We start from the raw sequence: 12775 nt of genomic DNA on the forward strand, positions 1-12775 counted from the left end.
ACCGCCGCGCCGATGTTATCCGTTATCGGCAGGCGCTCATGAACTGGAGCGTTGAAATGAAATTCACCCGTCGGGCTCGGCGCCATCGCGCCGACGTCCCCAGCGGAAGGGCTCCAATCGGCCTTTCCCTCGCGAATCCGTACTCCCGCCGGTCGAGTCGCGTGCTGCGCAACGCGGCCGCGATGTCGGTCACCGCGACCTTCGCCTTGGTCGGTCTGGTGACGAACGCCGGCGCCGCCCCGCTGGGCCTGGACGGCCTGGCCCTCCCCGGAACGGACACCACCTCACTGTCCACGAGCTCTCAGCCCAGCTCGACGGTGAGTGCTTCCGGGACGAGCGGCACCACCAGCAGCCAGCCCTCGACCAGCCTGTTGCCCTCGACGACGTCGGCCACCGGGGACCTCCCGACCGCGCAGATCCCGACCGTGGGCAAGTTCCTCAGCGGCGACGTGCTCAGCGGTGGAGTGTTCACCGGTGGCCTGTTCGGCGGCGAGACGAAGCAGACGTCCGTCGACCCGAACCAGTCCGGCGGTCACTCGACCGGCGACACCACCCATGAGGGCGGCGGCGACGCGTGCGACTTCTTCCTGCAGCACATGTGGAAGAACGAGGACGGGATCCCGTTGCTCGGCAGCAACTCCCACGCCCTGACCTACCACACGGACCCGGCGTACAAGAACCTGATCCTGTCGATGGCCAGTGGCGCGATCGGGAACTCGCAGATGCCGGTCGTCGACGCCTACGGCGGGCCGCTGGGCTGGATCCCGATCTTCAACCCCTCGCACGTGCGCGGTCACGGCACCGACTACCTCACGATGGCGACCGGATGCGGCGGCATGGGGCTGCCCATCAACACCAAGACCATGGCCATCGACATGTCCCGGCTGCCGACGCCGGACAAGGTGGCCAACTTCGTCCAGAAGGGGATGCCGAGCATTCCCGACCCGGCGAGGGTCCTGGCACCGGACTACCTCTACAACACCCTCCAGGTCGCCGAGATCATGAACCGGCTCGGCCCGAACACGGTGTTCACCCCGGACGAGTACTTGTCCTTCGCGGGCAACAACTTCGACGCGATGCGCCTGCTGTGGCAGACCGCGTTCGACAAGATGAGCAGCGGCGACCCGGCCGCGATGCTGGACGTCCTGAAGGTCACCGACAACATCAAGACGCTCCAGTCGCTCGGCCTGCCGGGACTGCCCGGCTCGAGCGGCGACACCCTCACCGGTGGCCTCCCGACCGGCGGCCTGCCGATCATCGGAGGGGCTCTCGGCGGTTCGCCGACCGGCTCGACTCCGATGCGGCCGGGCGTCCCGGCCATCGGCGGCAAGCCGATCTCGGGTGACGGCCCGGCCATCCCGGCCGGCTCGCCGGTCTCGGGTTCGATCACCTTCACGAACAACGGCACCGAGCCGATCACCAACCTGAGCGGCTCGTTCCCCGGCGGCACCGTCACCCCGTCCGCGACCTCGGTCGCGCCGGGCGGCACCGTCACCTACACGTTCACGGCACCGGCGAAGCCGGGTTCGCAGAGCGCGAAGCTGACGATCACCGGTACCAAGCCGAACGGTTCGGCCGTCAGCTCGGAGACGACGATCCGCTACGTCGGCACGCCTGCTCCCGGCACTCCGGCTCCCGGCACGCCTGCTCCTGGCACGCCCGGTACCCCGGGACAGCCGGGTGCGCCCCTTCCGGGTCTGCCGGGTCTGCCGGGTCTGCCGGGTCTCCCGGGACTGCCCGGGCTTCCGGGGCTGCCTTTGCCGGGTACCCCCAGCGAGCCCGGTACACCGGCCCAGCCCGGTCTGGCAGGCCTCGGTGGGATCTTGGCTCCGGTGACCGGACTGCTGGGCAAGCCGCAGCCGACCCCGGTTCCGGCCCCGCAACCGCAGCCGGCCCCGGTGCCAGTTCCGCAGCCGCAACCACAGCCGCAGCCGACCCCGGTTCCGGTTCCCGTCCCGCAGCCGCACCCGGTTCCGGTGCCGCAACCGCAGCCGCACCCCGTTCCGGGCCCGCAGCCGCAGCCGGTTCCGCAGCCGTCGGCGAGCATCTCCGTCGGCACTCCGTCGGTGAACGGGAAGGCCGCGGGTACCGCCCCCGGCCCGAACGTTCCGTCGGGTAGCCCGGTCACCATCACGGTTCCGGTGACCAACAACGGCAGCGTCCCGGTGTCCGGGCTGGGTGGCGACACTTCGCTCGGCAAGTTGAACTGTGGCTCGGGCCAGCTGGCGCCGGGCAGCACGGCCCGGTGCACGGTCACCACGACCGCGCGGCCGGGCTCGAACACCGCGCAGTTCAACTTCACCGTGTCGGGTCCGAACGGCACTCAGCAGAGCAAGGCCTGCCGGGTCTTCTACACCGGTACGTCCGCGGGCGCCGGCAAGCTGACGATCACCGGCAAGCCCTCGGTCAACGGCGCCGTGGTCGGCCCGAACTCGACCGCGACCGTGCCGGCCGGCGGCAAGTCGACCGTCAAGGTGCAGATGACCAACACCGGCACCGCGCCGATCACCAACCTGCGGGGCACCTCGCAGAACGGGCAGGTCACCTGCGGCGGCACGACGCTCGCCCCGGGTGCCAGCACCCAGTGCACGATCACCTTCACCGCCGGGACTGGAGCCAAGACGGTGAAGGCGACCTTCACCGGCAAGGACGCCGCCGGCAACACCTCGACCGCCGGGTTCTCGCAGCACTACACCACCACCGGTGTGTGCACATGCGACCCGGCCAACTCGACCACCTCGACCGGATCGACCACGTCGACCGGATCGGCCACGTCGCCGCTGTCCGTCACGTCGCCGCTGTCCGCGCTCACCGGCGCGAGCACGCACTGACGGATATCGGCTGACGACGGCCGGACACCACCGAGATCACTGATCGGCCCCAGCAGAGCTTGGAAAGGTTTCTCATGCGTACCTGGGTAAAACGGTCCATACAGGCCGGGTTACTCGCAGGTGGCTTGACGCTCCTCGGCGTGGGTGTGGCCCACGCCGAGGAGACCACCGAGCCACCTCGAACAAGTAACCAAACGACCGCGGACACCAGTCCGCTGACCACCGTGACGTCGCTGGTGTCGGGACTCGTGCAGCCGCAGAAGGCGGCATCGAGCGGCACGACCTCGGCATCCGCGACGACGACCGGCACCGATTCGACCAGCTCGGCCACGTCGGCGGGCAGCGGATCGACGACTCGATCGGTCTCGTCCAGCCCGCTGACCGCCGCTACCTCGGCGATCACCGGGGGCCTCGCGCGAAGCGGAGCCACCAGCGTCGCCAAGACATTGCCGGCCACGTCGACACCGGCGACGTCCGCCAGTGGTGACAGCACTGTCAGCGCGACGACCACCAGCCCGGCCACGTCGGCACCGGCCGACACCGGGTGCTCGTGCCACCTGACCATGGGCACGCCCACGGTCGACGGCACCAACGCCGGAGCACCGGACAACGCCGTGACAGTCACCGCCGACCAGCCGTCGACGATGACCGTGCCGGTGACCAACACCGGCACCAGCACCGTCAGCGACGTCACCGGCACCACCCCCAGCGGTGCGATGACCTGTTACGACAGCACGCTGACCGCCAGTGAAAGCACCATGTGCACCGGGCCGTTCACACCGGCCGCGGACACCACCGCGGTCCCGGTCACCGTCAGCGGCACCACGGCGGACGGCGAGCAGGCCGGCACCACCGGCACCGCCTATGTCGCCCCTGCCGCTGGCCCGGCACCCGATCCGGCGGGCGACAGCGGCGACAGTGGGTGTTCGTGTCACTTGACCATGGGCACGCCCACGGTCGACGGCACCAACGCCGGAGCACCGGACAACGCCGTGACAGTCACCGCCGACCAACCGGCGACGATGACCGTGCCGGTGACCAACACCGGCACCAGCACCGTCAGCAACGTCTCCGGCACCACCCCCAATGGCGCCTTGACCTGCGGCGACAGCACGCTGGCCGCCAACGAAAGCACTATGTGCACCGGAACGGTCACTCCGGCCGCGGACACCACCGCGGCACCCGTCACGGTCACCGGCACCACGGCGAACGGCGAGCAGGCCAGCGCCACTGGCACCGCCTACCTCGCCCCCGCCGGCCAGGCACCTGTTCCGGCTCCGGCTCCGGCACCCGTTCCGGAACCGGCACCTGCTCCGATGCCGGTACCGGGCACCGGTGACCCGCACGGTGTCTCCGGGAACGCACCCGGAACCCACCCGGGTTCGCCATCGGGCGGCAGCACCGGTGGCACCGCCGCTCACCAGACCGGTGGCTCCGTGCACGGCACCACGAGTAGCTATCACGGTGGTCTCACCTCGTGGGCGGTCGGCAGCGCCCACGAAGCCGGGGCGCACAGCGGTTCGGCGGAAGCGGCCACCCACGGGTCCGCGGGCGAGCATGTCGATGCCGGGTATCCGGTGCCGGCAGGCGCGGTCGAGGCCGGCGGTGGCGGCACCGCTGATGATCACCAGGGCGTCGACGGCGGAATCGTCGGTGGCGGACTGGCGGTTCTGGTGATCGCCCTGCTCATGGTGACGGCGGTAGCCGCGCGCCGTCGTCACTTCCGATAGGGGGAACGGTGTGGTGTGGCCGTGCCCCGGCCACACCACACCATCCCTCCCCGTTCGACTGGAGTGGGTCATGGCTGTGACCGAGGACGCCGGATCAGGGCCCGGCCGTATCCAGACCCGGCTCACCCTGCTCGCGCTGGTCGGCCTGTCGTGGATGCTGACGGCTGTCACGGTCCTGCCGGGAAATACTCGCTTCGCCGTGGTGAGCGCGTCCCTCGTCATCATCTGTGCGGTCAGCTGGGAGACGCTTTATCAGGCCGGTCAGCAACTGCGCAGGAACAGGGACTGGCCACGTCCCGCGTTCGGTGCGATCACCGCGACCCTGGCCGCCGCGGCGGCGTTGGGGCTGGTGATCGGCCTGACGACGGACATGACGCCGTCGCCGGCCGCGATAGCCGCCGCGCCCGGCACGACGCACGCCGCTCCGGCCTCACCGCCGGCTTCCCGGCCATCGCCGCCGGCCGTCGACCCCGCGGTCCGGGTGACCCCGGTCGCGGTGCACATCCCCGAACTCGGCGCCGACTCGTCGCTGATCAAGCTCGGCCTCGACGCGAACCGGCGCATGGAGACCCCGTCGGTCACCACCCCGATGCAGGCAGGCTGGTACGAACCGGGACCGGCGCCCGGCCAGACCGGGCCCGCGGTGATCGTCGGTCACGTCGACGGCGCGGCCCAGCCCGGCATCTTCTTCCGGCTGCACGAACTCACGGCGGGCGACCGCGTCACCGTCGAACGCGCGGACGGCTCCGTCGTCACCTTCGTGGTGCGCCGAACCATCCACGCTCCCAAAGATCGCTTCCCCACCAAGGAGGTCTACGGCCGCACCGACGGCCCGGAACTGCGGCTGATCACCTGCGGCGGCTCCTTCGACCGGACCGCGCGCTCCTACCGCGACAACCTCATCGTTTTCGCCCAGCTGGAAGGAGGCGGCCACGTCGACGGCGATGGACACGACATGCAAAACCACTGACTTGCCAAGGACTCGCTTCGGACCGTGAGTCCGATAAGGACAGGGGACAGTCGCGGCCGTCGAGATGGGGATTCCCGCTGGTCAGCGGAGTACTAATGGTGGGCCGCCTGGGGCTCGAACCCAGAACCTACGGATTAAAAGTCCGCAGCTCTACCAATTGAGCTAACGGCCCGTGCGGCCGAGTCTAGTAGACCGCCGTCGACCACCAGGATGCCGGGGCGGCCGCCGGAGCGCCACGGAATTGTCGGGGGTCTCTGCCAAGGTCGGGGCATGGACACGATCCCCGACGAGAACTACTCGCCGAGCTGGGAGGGCGACCGCCCGGAGCCTCCGCGCGTGGCGAGCGAGCGCGAGATCCTGACGTCCACGCTCGATTGGCATCGCCGCACCTTCGAGCTGAAGTGCCTGGGTCTGACGCCGGAGCAGATGGCCCAGCGGCCGATCGAGCCCTCGGGCTTGTCGCTGCACGGGCTGCTCAGGCACCTCACCGGCACCGAGCGCTGGTGGTTCCGCCTGCAGTTCGCGGGCGAGGACGTGCCGATGCTCTATTACTCCGACGAGTGGCCCGAGCAGGACTTCGAGGACACCGGTGGTGATGTCGAGGCCGCGTGGGCGGCTTGGCGTGAGGAGTGCGCGCGGTCGCGGGAGATCGTGGCGGCCGCGTCGCTCGACGACACGGGCACGTGCCGCCGCGACGGGGAGCCGTTCTCGCTGCGATGGCTGCTGACACATCAAATCGCCGAGTACGCCCGCCACGATGGTCACGCCGACCTGCTTCGCGAGCGCATCGACGGGAGGACAGGCCACTGAAACCTTGAAAAGCGATGCTGCGACGCATCTCGCGAATGGGCATAACGCGTGAACCCGCCCTGGCCGAAGGCCCCGCTATCGCGGTGGCAGGGCGCCGTTGTCCGTCAACGTGAGAGGTTTGACCAGGCAGCGCCCTGGCGACGTCGATCGCGGACGCGGGTTCACCAAACAGACACTGAAACCTTGAAATGCGATGCTGGGCCGATGAACGCCGATCCCGATTCCGGCCTCTTGTCCCCGGTCCGCGCCGGCACGCCCGCCGAGGCGGCGACGGGTGATCTCGCCTGGGTGCGGGCCCTGCTCGACACGGAGGCGGCGCTCGCCAGGGCGCAGGCCGGCACCGGGCTGATCCCGCGGGCCGCCGCGGCGGCGATCACCAAGGCGGCCGCGTCCGTGGAGATCGACGTGGTCGCGTTGGCGCGGGCGGCTCGTGAGACGGCGAACCCGGTGGTCGGGCTGATCAAGGAGCTGACCGAGGCCGCCGGGACGGAGTACGTCCATCGCGGCTCCACCAGCCAGGACATCTTCGACACCGCGATGATGCTGGTCGCCGCGCGGACACGGGCGCTCGTCACGGCCGACCTCGAGGCGACGGCGGACGCGTTGGCGGATCTCGCCCGCGCGCATCGCGACACGACGATGGCCGGGCGCACCCTGACCGCCCACGCGGTGCCGACCACGTTCGGGCTCAAGGCGGCGGGCTGGCGTCAGCTGACGCTCGAAGCGCTCGACAGGCTGAACCGTGTCGTCCTGCCGGTCTCGCTCGGCGGCGCGGCGGGCACGAGGGCCGCGTACGCCGAGTACGCGCGCCTCGCCGAGCTGCCCGACGGCTATCCGCAGCGCCTCCAAACGGCCTTCGCCGAGGAGACCGGTCTCGCCGAGACCACGCTCCCCTGGCACACCCTCCGCACGCCGACGGCCGATCTCGCGGCCGCTCTCTCGTTCACCGCCGCCGCGCTCGGGAAGATCGCGGTCGACGTCCAGTTCCTGACCCGCACCGAGGTCGGGGAGGTCACCGAACCAGCGGGCGAGGGCCGCGGCGGTTCCTCGGCGATGCCGCACAAACGCAACCCGGTGCTCGCGACGCTGATCCGGTCGGCCGCGCTCCAGGTGCCGGTGCTGGCCACCGGCGTCACCCAGGCCCTGGTCTCCGAGGACGAACGGTCCGCGGGCGCGTGGCACGCCGAGTGGCAGTTGCTGCGCGAATGCCTGCGCCTGACCGGCGGCGCCGCGCATACGGCGGCCGAACTCGCCCGCGGCCTGGTCGTCGACGACGAGCACATGCGCGCGAACCTCGGCCTCACGCACGGCCAGATCGTCTCCGAGCGGCTTTCGACCGTGCTCGCCCCGCTGCTCGGCAAGACACGGGCCAAGGAGGTGCTCGGGCACGCGTCCAAACTCGCCCTGGACCAGGACAAGCCACTCGGCGAGGTTCTTTCCGGCTTGCCGGAGATAACCGGAGTGCTCCCCGCCGAATCCCTGGCCGACCTGCTGGATCCCGCGAACTACACCGGCTCGGCCGGGGTGCTCGTCGACGCCGCGCTGGAGGCCCGCGAAGAAAATCCGGAAACTCCTTGAACCGGTCCCGAACCGGCTCCGTGTAGGGGGTACAAGCTCACCGCGCCAAGCCGCGGAACCCCTACGAACAAGGAGAAATCCCATGCTTCGCAAGCGTTTCGTCGTCGCAGCGGCGTCCGCGGCCGCGGGCCTGGTGGTGCTGTCGGCCTGCTCCGGCGGCACCGAGGCGGCGGCCCCCGCGGTCGCTCCCGCCGCGGCGGTGGCCGGGGCGGGCGGGAACGCCCCCGCGGCCAAGGGAGAGACCAAGGTGGCCGTGGCCGAAGCCGGGACTCTCGGCCAGGTGCTCGTCGACAAGGACGGGTTCACCTTGTACCGCTTCGACAAGGACAGCGCGAAGCCGCCGAAGTCCAATTGCGACGGTGACTGCGCGAAGGCCTGGCCGCCGGTACTTGCCGAAGGCGAAGTCCAGGTCGAAGGCGTGGATCAGGCATTGGTCGGCGAAGTGATGCGCGCCGACGGGCGCAAGCAGGTCACCGTCGGCGGATGGGCGCTTTACCGCTACGCCAAGGACGCCAAGGCGGGCGAGGCGAAGGGACAGGGCGTCGGCAGCACCTGGTACGCCGCGAACGCCAAGGGCGGCAAGGCCGGTCAGGCGGCGAAGGAAGCTCCGGCCGAACAAAAGGACAGCGCCACGAAGCTCGTCGCGAGCAATGTCGACGGCATCGGACCGGCCATTGTGGACCAGGACGGCTTCACCCTCTACATGTTCACCAAGGACAAGAAGAACAAGCAGCCGACCTGCAACGGTGACTGCGCGAAGGCCTGGCCGCCGGTGCTCGCCGAGGGCGACGTCCAGCTCGAAGGCATCGACCCGAAGCTGCTGGGCAAGGTGAAGCGCGCGGACGGCGCCATGCAGGTCACCGTCGGCGGCTGGGCGGTCTACCGCTACGCGAAGGACGCCAATGCCGGTGAAGCGAACGGTCACGGCGTCGGCGGCACCTGGTTCGTCATCGAGCCCGCCGGCTGCAAGAGCAGCGCGCCGGTGAAGGACAAGGCCGCGCAGAGCGGGAACGCCGCCCCCAAGAAGGAGGCGGACGCTCCCGCCCAGGAGTACGGCTACTGAGCTAGTGGGCGAGGCCCGGCGGTCGCTCTTCCCGAGCGGTGGCCGGGCCTTTTTCATGCTTCGGCCGTCGCGAAGCGTCCGGAAGGGGCTCGACGACCGTGGCGCTGTCGGCCCGGCCCGCGGCCACGGTGTCCTCTTCGTCCTCCGGCAGCAGCACCTTGTGCCGCGCGGGCAGGAACGCGATCACCAGCCCGAGCGCGGCGAGGCCGAGGTGCAGCCAGTTGTCCGGCCCGTTGAGGTTGAACGGGTTCCCTGCCTGTGAGACCGGGTTCGTCGAAACGGTCCCCGCGATCATGAGGCCCCAGACGAACAGCACCCCGAAGGCGACGAACGTCAGGAAACCGAAGACCCGGGACCGCCCCGACCCGAAGGTCAGCAGCAGCCCGATCGCGCCCAGCAGGACGAAACCGAGGTTGTAGAGGGGGTTCACCGAGAATCCGAGCACGGTCGCGTCACTGCGGCCGGCGAAATCGGCGAACCCGGTCCTGGTGAAGCCCACGATCCCGAACACCAGGAAGGCCAGGCTCGACAGCCCGGCGAGCACCTGCGCGGGCTGGAGACCCGCCGTCCGGATACGAGCGCGTTGTGCACGTGCCATTGCTCCGCCTCCCAGAGTTGGCGACCTGAATTCACGCTGGGCACCGGGTACCCCGCTGCCCTTCCGGACAAACCGCGGCGTCCGAACGGGCCAGGCCGTGAACACGAACGGGTGACGCGGCCAACAGGTCATGTGGTCAAGGTGAGCGGAGTCTTCCTCCTGGTGGGGCTGTGCCTGGGCGCCATCCTCGCGATGGTCCTGATCCCGCCGTCGCGGCCCGGTCCGGTGGCGGTCGCGGAGGCGGCGCCGAGCACCACAGCGCCGGACGTGGAAGTCGAACCGGAGGATCCGGTCGTTTCCCCGACGCCCTCGTCCTCCGCGGCGCCGGGTCCACCGCCGAAGTCCGTCGACAGCCAAGCCCTCGCGGATCTCGTGCCCGGCGGCCAGGTGAGCGTGGTCGTCTACGACCGCGCCGCCAAGAAGAACACCGTTTCCCTCAAACCGGACCGTTCCTACACCTCGGCGTCCATCGTGAAGCTCCTCATCGCGCTGGAAGCGTTGCAAGCGGGCACACCGCCGGGCACCGTGCAGCGGATGCTCTCGGCCAGCGACGATGACATCGCCAGCAGGCTGTGGACGGCCCACGGCGGCCCCGCGATCGTCACCCGATGGGCGGGCAGGATCGGCCTCGGCGGCACGCGCCCGCCCGAGGATCCCGGCCGCTGGGGTGACACCCGGATCACCGCCGCGGACATCGTGAAGATCTACCGCTACCTGCTGGACCAGGCGGGCGCGGGGACGCGGACGACGATCATGCGGGCGTTGAGCGGCGCGACGGAGAGCGGATCCGACGGGATCCGGCAGTACTTCGGCATCCCGGACGCCGTCGGTTCCCTTCCCTGGTCGATCAAACAAGGCTGGGCGTGCTGCCGAGGTTCGCGAATCATGCACAGCTCCGGCGCGGTCGGCGAAGACGACCGCTACCTCGTCGTCGTCCTGACCTCTCAACCGACCTCGACCACGTATGCCGGTGCCGGCAGACGGGTGACGGAGGTGGTCAAGGCCCTGCTTCCCGCTATTGACGGCCCGTAAACAAGGTGGGACAGTGGCCTTCGGGAGGTCGTCATGAGCACCGAAGCCCGCCTGTCCTCCGCGGCCCCGCTCGGCCCGGATTCCGTCGCCTGGCGAGTGGTCGGCGACCGGAGACTGCTGCTCGGCGCGGGGACGGCGTTGCTGCTGCAGGTCGCGCATCCGGTGGTCGGCGCGGGCGTCCACGACCATTCGAATTACACCGAAGACCCGTGGGGCCGCCTCGATCGGACCATCGATTCCTTGCTGTGCCAGGTTTTCGGCGGCCGGGAGGCGGCGGCCGAGGCCGAGCGGCTTCGTGAGATGCACAAGGCGATCAAGGGCGTCGATCACCACGGCGAGCGCTATCACGCGCTGAACCCCGAGGCCTACTGGTGGGTGCACGGTTCGACGTTCTGGACGACCGTCCGCCTGCAGGAATCCTTCATACATCCCTTGTCCTGCACGGAAAAACGCCGTTTCTACGCGGAATGGCGACGCATCGGCCTGATGCTCGGCCTCCGCGAGCACCACATGCCGGAAGACCTCGAAGGATTCGAGACCTACTTCGACGACGTCGTCGCGAACCGGCTCGAAGACAACCACACGGTCCGGGAACTGCTCCACTCCCTCACCATGCGGGACACGCCACCGCCTCCGTGGTGGTTCCTGCCGGAAGCCCTGTGGCGCCCCGTCCGGCCGGCGGGCGGGAACGTGCTGACCCTGTGCGCGATCGGCCTGCTGCCACCGGCTCTCCGCGAGCGCTTGAGTCTCAAGTGGACAGACGTCGACGAACGACGGCTCCGACGCCTGGGAGCGGTCACGAGAGCGGCGGGGAACCGGGTTCCCGACCGGCTTCGCTTGTACCCCAAGGCTTATCGAGCCAAGCTATTCGACGACATCCACTAGCGCGCCCTTGGCGCCGGTGTTGGGCAAGGACCAGGGCGTCACTCCGCCGTTGCTGACGATCTTCTTGTCCTGCGGCGCGCACGGCGGCACGGTCCGCGCGCCGATCCACGCCAGCACGTCGGACACCTGCGCTTTGAAGGTGTTCATGTTGTGCCCGGCGTCCGGGATCCGCCACGACGAGAGCGTCGCCGGCGCGCGGACGGCCGCCTGGAGCTGGTCGATCGAGAAGCTCTCGAAGCTTTCCTTGTCCCCCGCGATCGCGAGGATGTCGACCGGCGACGGATGCTTCTGCAGGTTCACCGTGACCGTGTTCGCGTCGATGATGTCCTGCCTGCCCTTGAACAGGTTCTCCGTCTCGCCGTCGACCGAAGCCTTGTAGTAGCCGCTGACGCTCGCCGCCTGGCCGTACCACTGCGGATGCCGGGTCACCAGGTTCATCGAGCAGTACCCGCCCGACGACCAGCCCGCCATCGTCCACGCCTTCCGCTGCGGGTTGGCGCCGAGTTTCTCGATCGCCCAGTCCCGGATGTCGGCGGTCAGGTAGGTGTCGTTGGCGGTCCCGTTGACCTCGTCGATGCATTCGGTGTCGTGGCCGACCTTCGGTTTCCCGGTCGGGTCCGGGATGATCACCAGGGTCGGCGGGAGCACGTGCTTCGCGATGGCCGCGTCCAGTTTGGCGGGCAGCTCGTAGGGACCGGTGACCACTTCCGGGCCGGACGGGTAGTTCGGGATCCATTCGATGACCGGGAATTTGAGCGACCGGTACGCGGGATCGTAGTACTGGGGCGGGAAGTACACCGAGACGTCGCGCGTGAGGCCGGTGCGCTTGCCGGTGACCGTCATGTGCACGACGGAACCCTTGCCCTCCTTGGCCCGCATCGCCCCGGCGTCACGCAGTTTGTCGAGGTCCGAACCGTTCTGACCGGCGACGGCGTCGACGCTCTCCCCCGAGTACACGCCGGTGCCGAACAGGGCGCCGACCGTCGGGAAGAACCCGCCGATCATGTTCCCGCCCATCCCGGTGCTGACCACGACCAGCACCACCGCGACGATGATCGTGGTGCTGCGGCCGAGAACCTTGCGGCGCCAGCGTTCCCAGAGGAACGGGACGGCGATGATCGCGAGCAGCGTCAACACCACGACGATGACGAGGTTCAGCGTCGAATCGAGCCGGATGGCACTCAGTCCCAATCCCATGGCGATCGTGTCCCTCTCCGGCCGCGGCACGCCCCCGCACCGCACTTCCCACATCTGGACCAAGAGACGTGCGACCACCGG

11 protein-coding genes and 1 tRNA gene are annotated in these 12775 nt (G+C 69.6%); 8 read left to right on the forward strand and 4 right to left on the reverse strand.

Features of this window, described 5'->3' with window-relative positions; all coding sequences use genetic code 11:
• Positions 1-161 precede the first annotated feature (161 nt).
• On the forward strand, positions 162-2831 hold the full coding sequence (locus ACIRGA_RS11855) for a hypothetical protein (protein WP_400939658.1): 2670 nt from the start codon (positions 162-164) through the stop codon (positions 2829-2831).
• On the opposite strand, the gene ACIRGA_RS11860 is transcribed toward ACIRGA_RS11855, so the two are convergent.
• On the reverse strand, positions 2809-3525 hold the full coding sequence (locus ACIRGA_RS11860; protein WP_400939661.1) for a hypothetical protein: 717 nt from the start codon (positions 3523-3525) through the stop codon (positions 2809-2811). The genes ACIRGA_RS11855 and ACIRGA_RS11860 overlap by 23 nt on opposite strands.
• Between ACIRGA_RS11860 and ACIRGA_RS11865 the strand changes: the two genes are divergently transcribed.
• Together ACIRGA_RS11865 and ACIRGA_RS11870 are read left to right on the forward strand one after the other, a co-directional pair.
• On the forward strand, positions 3476-4561 hold the full coding sequence (locus ACIRGA_RS11865) for a hypothetical protein (protein WP_400939664.1): 1086 nt from the start codon (positions 3476-3478) through the stop codon (positions 4559-4561). The genes ACIRGA_RS11860 and ACIRGA_RS11865 overlap by 50 nt on opposite strands.
• A gap of 70 nt (positions 4562-4631) precedes the next feature.
• Positions 4632-5531: a class F sortase gene (locus ACIRGA_RS11870; RefSeq protein ID WP_400939665.1), complete on the forward strand. Its 900-nt coding sequence runs from the start codon at positions 4632-4634 to the stop codon at positions 5529-5531.
• Positions 5532-5627: 96 nt separating this feature from the next.
• Here ACIRGA_RS11870 and ACIRGA_RS11875 read toward each other — a convergent pair.
• Positions 5628-5703 (reverse strand) — tRNA-Lys (locus ACIRGA_RS11875).
• Between the two features lie 98 nt (positions 5704-5801).
• On the opposite strand from ACIRGA_RS11875, the gene ACIRGA_RS11880 reads away from it, so the two are divergent.
• The 3 genes from ACIRGA_RS11880 to ACIRGA_RS11890 all read left to right on the forward strand — a co-directional run bounded on the left by ACIRGA_RS11880 (position 5802) and on the right by ACIRGA_RS11890 (position 8982).
• The gene (locus ACIRGA_RS11880; RefSeq protein WP_400939667.1) at positions 5802-6341 is read left to right on the forward strand and encodes a DinB family protein; all 540 of its coding nucleotides are present in this window, start codon (positions 5802-5804) and stop codon (positions 6339-6341) included.
• A gap of 204 nt (positions 6342-6545) precedes the next feature.
• A complete protein-coding gene (gene pcaB / locus ACIRGA_RS11885) occupies positions 6546-7919 on the forward strand; it encodes a 3-carboxy-cis,cis-muconate cycloisomerase (protein ID WP_400939670.1) in 1374 nt (457 codons plus the stop codon).
• Between the two features lie 82 nt (positions 7920-8001).
• A complete protein-coding gene (locus tag ACIRGA_RS11890) occupies positions 8002-8982 on the forward strand; it encodes an SCO0930 family lipoprotein (RefSeq protein ID WP_400939673.1) in 981 nt (326 codons plus the stop codon).
• A gap of 1 nt (position 8983) precedes the next feature.
• On the opposite strand, the gene ACIRGA_RS11895 is transcribed toward ACIRGA_RS11890, so the two are convergent.
• Positions 8984-9580 (reverse strand): DUF4383 domain-containing protein, encoded by a 597-nt coding sequence (locus tag ACIRGA_RS11895; protein WP_400939675.1) that lies wholly within the window; start codon positions 9578-9580, stop codon positions 8984-8986.
• 132 nt (positions 9581-9712) lie between these two features.
• On the opposite strand from ACIRGA_RS11895, the gene ACIRGA_RS11900 reads away from it, so the two are divergent.
• Together ACIRGA_RS11900 and ACIRGA_RS11905 are read left to right on the forward strand one after the other, a co-directional pair.
• On the forward strand, positions 9713-10612 hold the full coding sequence (locus ACIRGA_RS11900) for a hypothetical protein (protein ID WP_400939847.1): 900 nt from the start codon (positions 9713-9715) through the stop codon (positions 10610-10612).
• Positions 10613-10645: 33 nt separating this feature from the next.
• Complete coding sequence (locus ACIRGA_RS11905; RefSeq protein ID WP_400939678.1) at positions 10646-11497, forward strand: oxygenase MpaB family protein; 852 nt, start codon at positions 10646-10648, stop codon at positions 11495-11497.
• Here ACIRGA_RS11905 and ACIRGA_RS11910 read toward each other — a convergent pair.
• Positions 11477-12694, reverse strand: coding sequence for an alpha/beta hydrolase (locus tag ACIRGA_RS11910; RefSeq protein WP_400939680.1), 1218 nt, complete (start codon positions 12692-12694; stop codon positions 11477-11479). The two genes, ACIRGA_RS11905 and ACIRGA_RS11910, sit on opposite strands and share 21 nt — an antisense overlap.
• Between the last annotated feature and the right edge of the window lie 81 nt (positions 12695-12775).

This window comes from Amycolatopsis sp. NPDC102389 (assembly GCF_044765885.1).
Lineage (GTDB): Bacteria > Actinomycetota > Actinomycetes > Mycobacteriales > Pseudonocardiaceae > Amycolatopsis.

What these genes read in the sequence shown, in the direction of transcription:
- ACIRGA_RS11865 (WP_400939664.1), top strand. Translation starts at nt 3,476, where the DNA reads ATGACCGTGCCGGTGACCAACACCGGCACCAGCACCGTCAGCGACGTC.
- ACIRGA_RS11870 (WP_400939665.1), top strand. Translation starts at nt 4,632, where the DNA reads ATGGCTGTGACCGAGGACGCCGGATCAGGGCCCGGCCGTATCCAGACC.
- ACIRGA_RS11880 (WP_400939667.1), top strand. Translation starts at nt 5,802, where the DNA reads ATGGACACGATCCCCGACGAGAACTACTCGCCGAGCTGGGAGGGCGAC.
- pcaB (WP_400939670.1), top strand. Translation starts at nt 6,546, where the DNA reads ATGAACGCCGATCCCGATTCCGGCCTCTTGTCCCCGGTCCGCGCCGGC.
- ACIRGA_RS11890 (WP_400939673.1), top strand. Translation starts at nt 8,002, where the DNA reads ATGCTTCGCAAGCGTTTCGTCGTCGCAGCGGCGTCCGCGGCCGCGGGC.
- ACIRGA_RS11895 (WP_400939675.1), bottom strand. Translation starts at nt 9,580, where the DNA reads ATGGCACGTGCACAACGCGCTCGTATCCGGACGGCGGGTCTCCAGCCC.
- ACIRGA_RS11905 (WP_400939678.1), top strand. Translation starts at nt 10,646, where the DNA reads ATGAGCACCGAAGCCCGCCTGTCCTCCGCGGCCCCGCTCGGCCCGGAT.
- ACIRGA_RS11910 (WP_400939680.1), bottom strand. Translation starts at nt 12,694, where the DNA reads ATGGGATTGGGACTGAGTGCCATCCGGCTCGATTCGACGCTGAACCTC.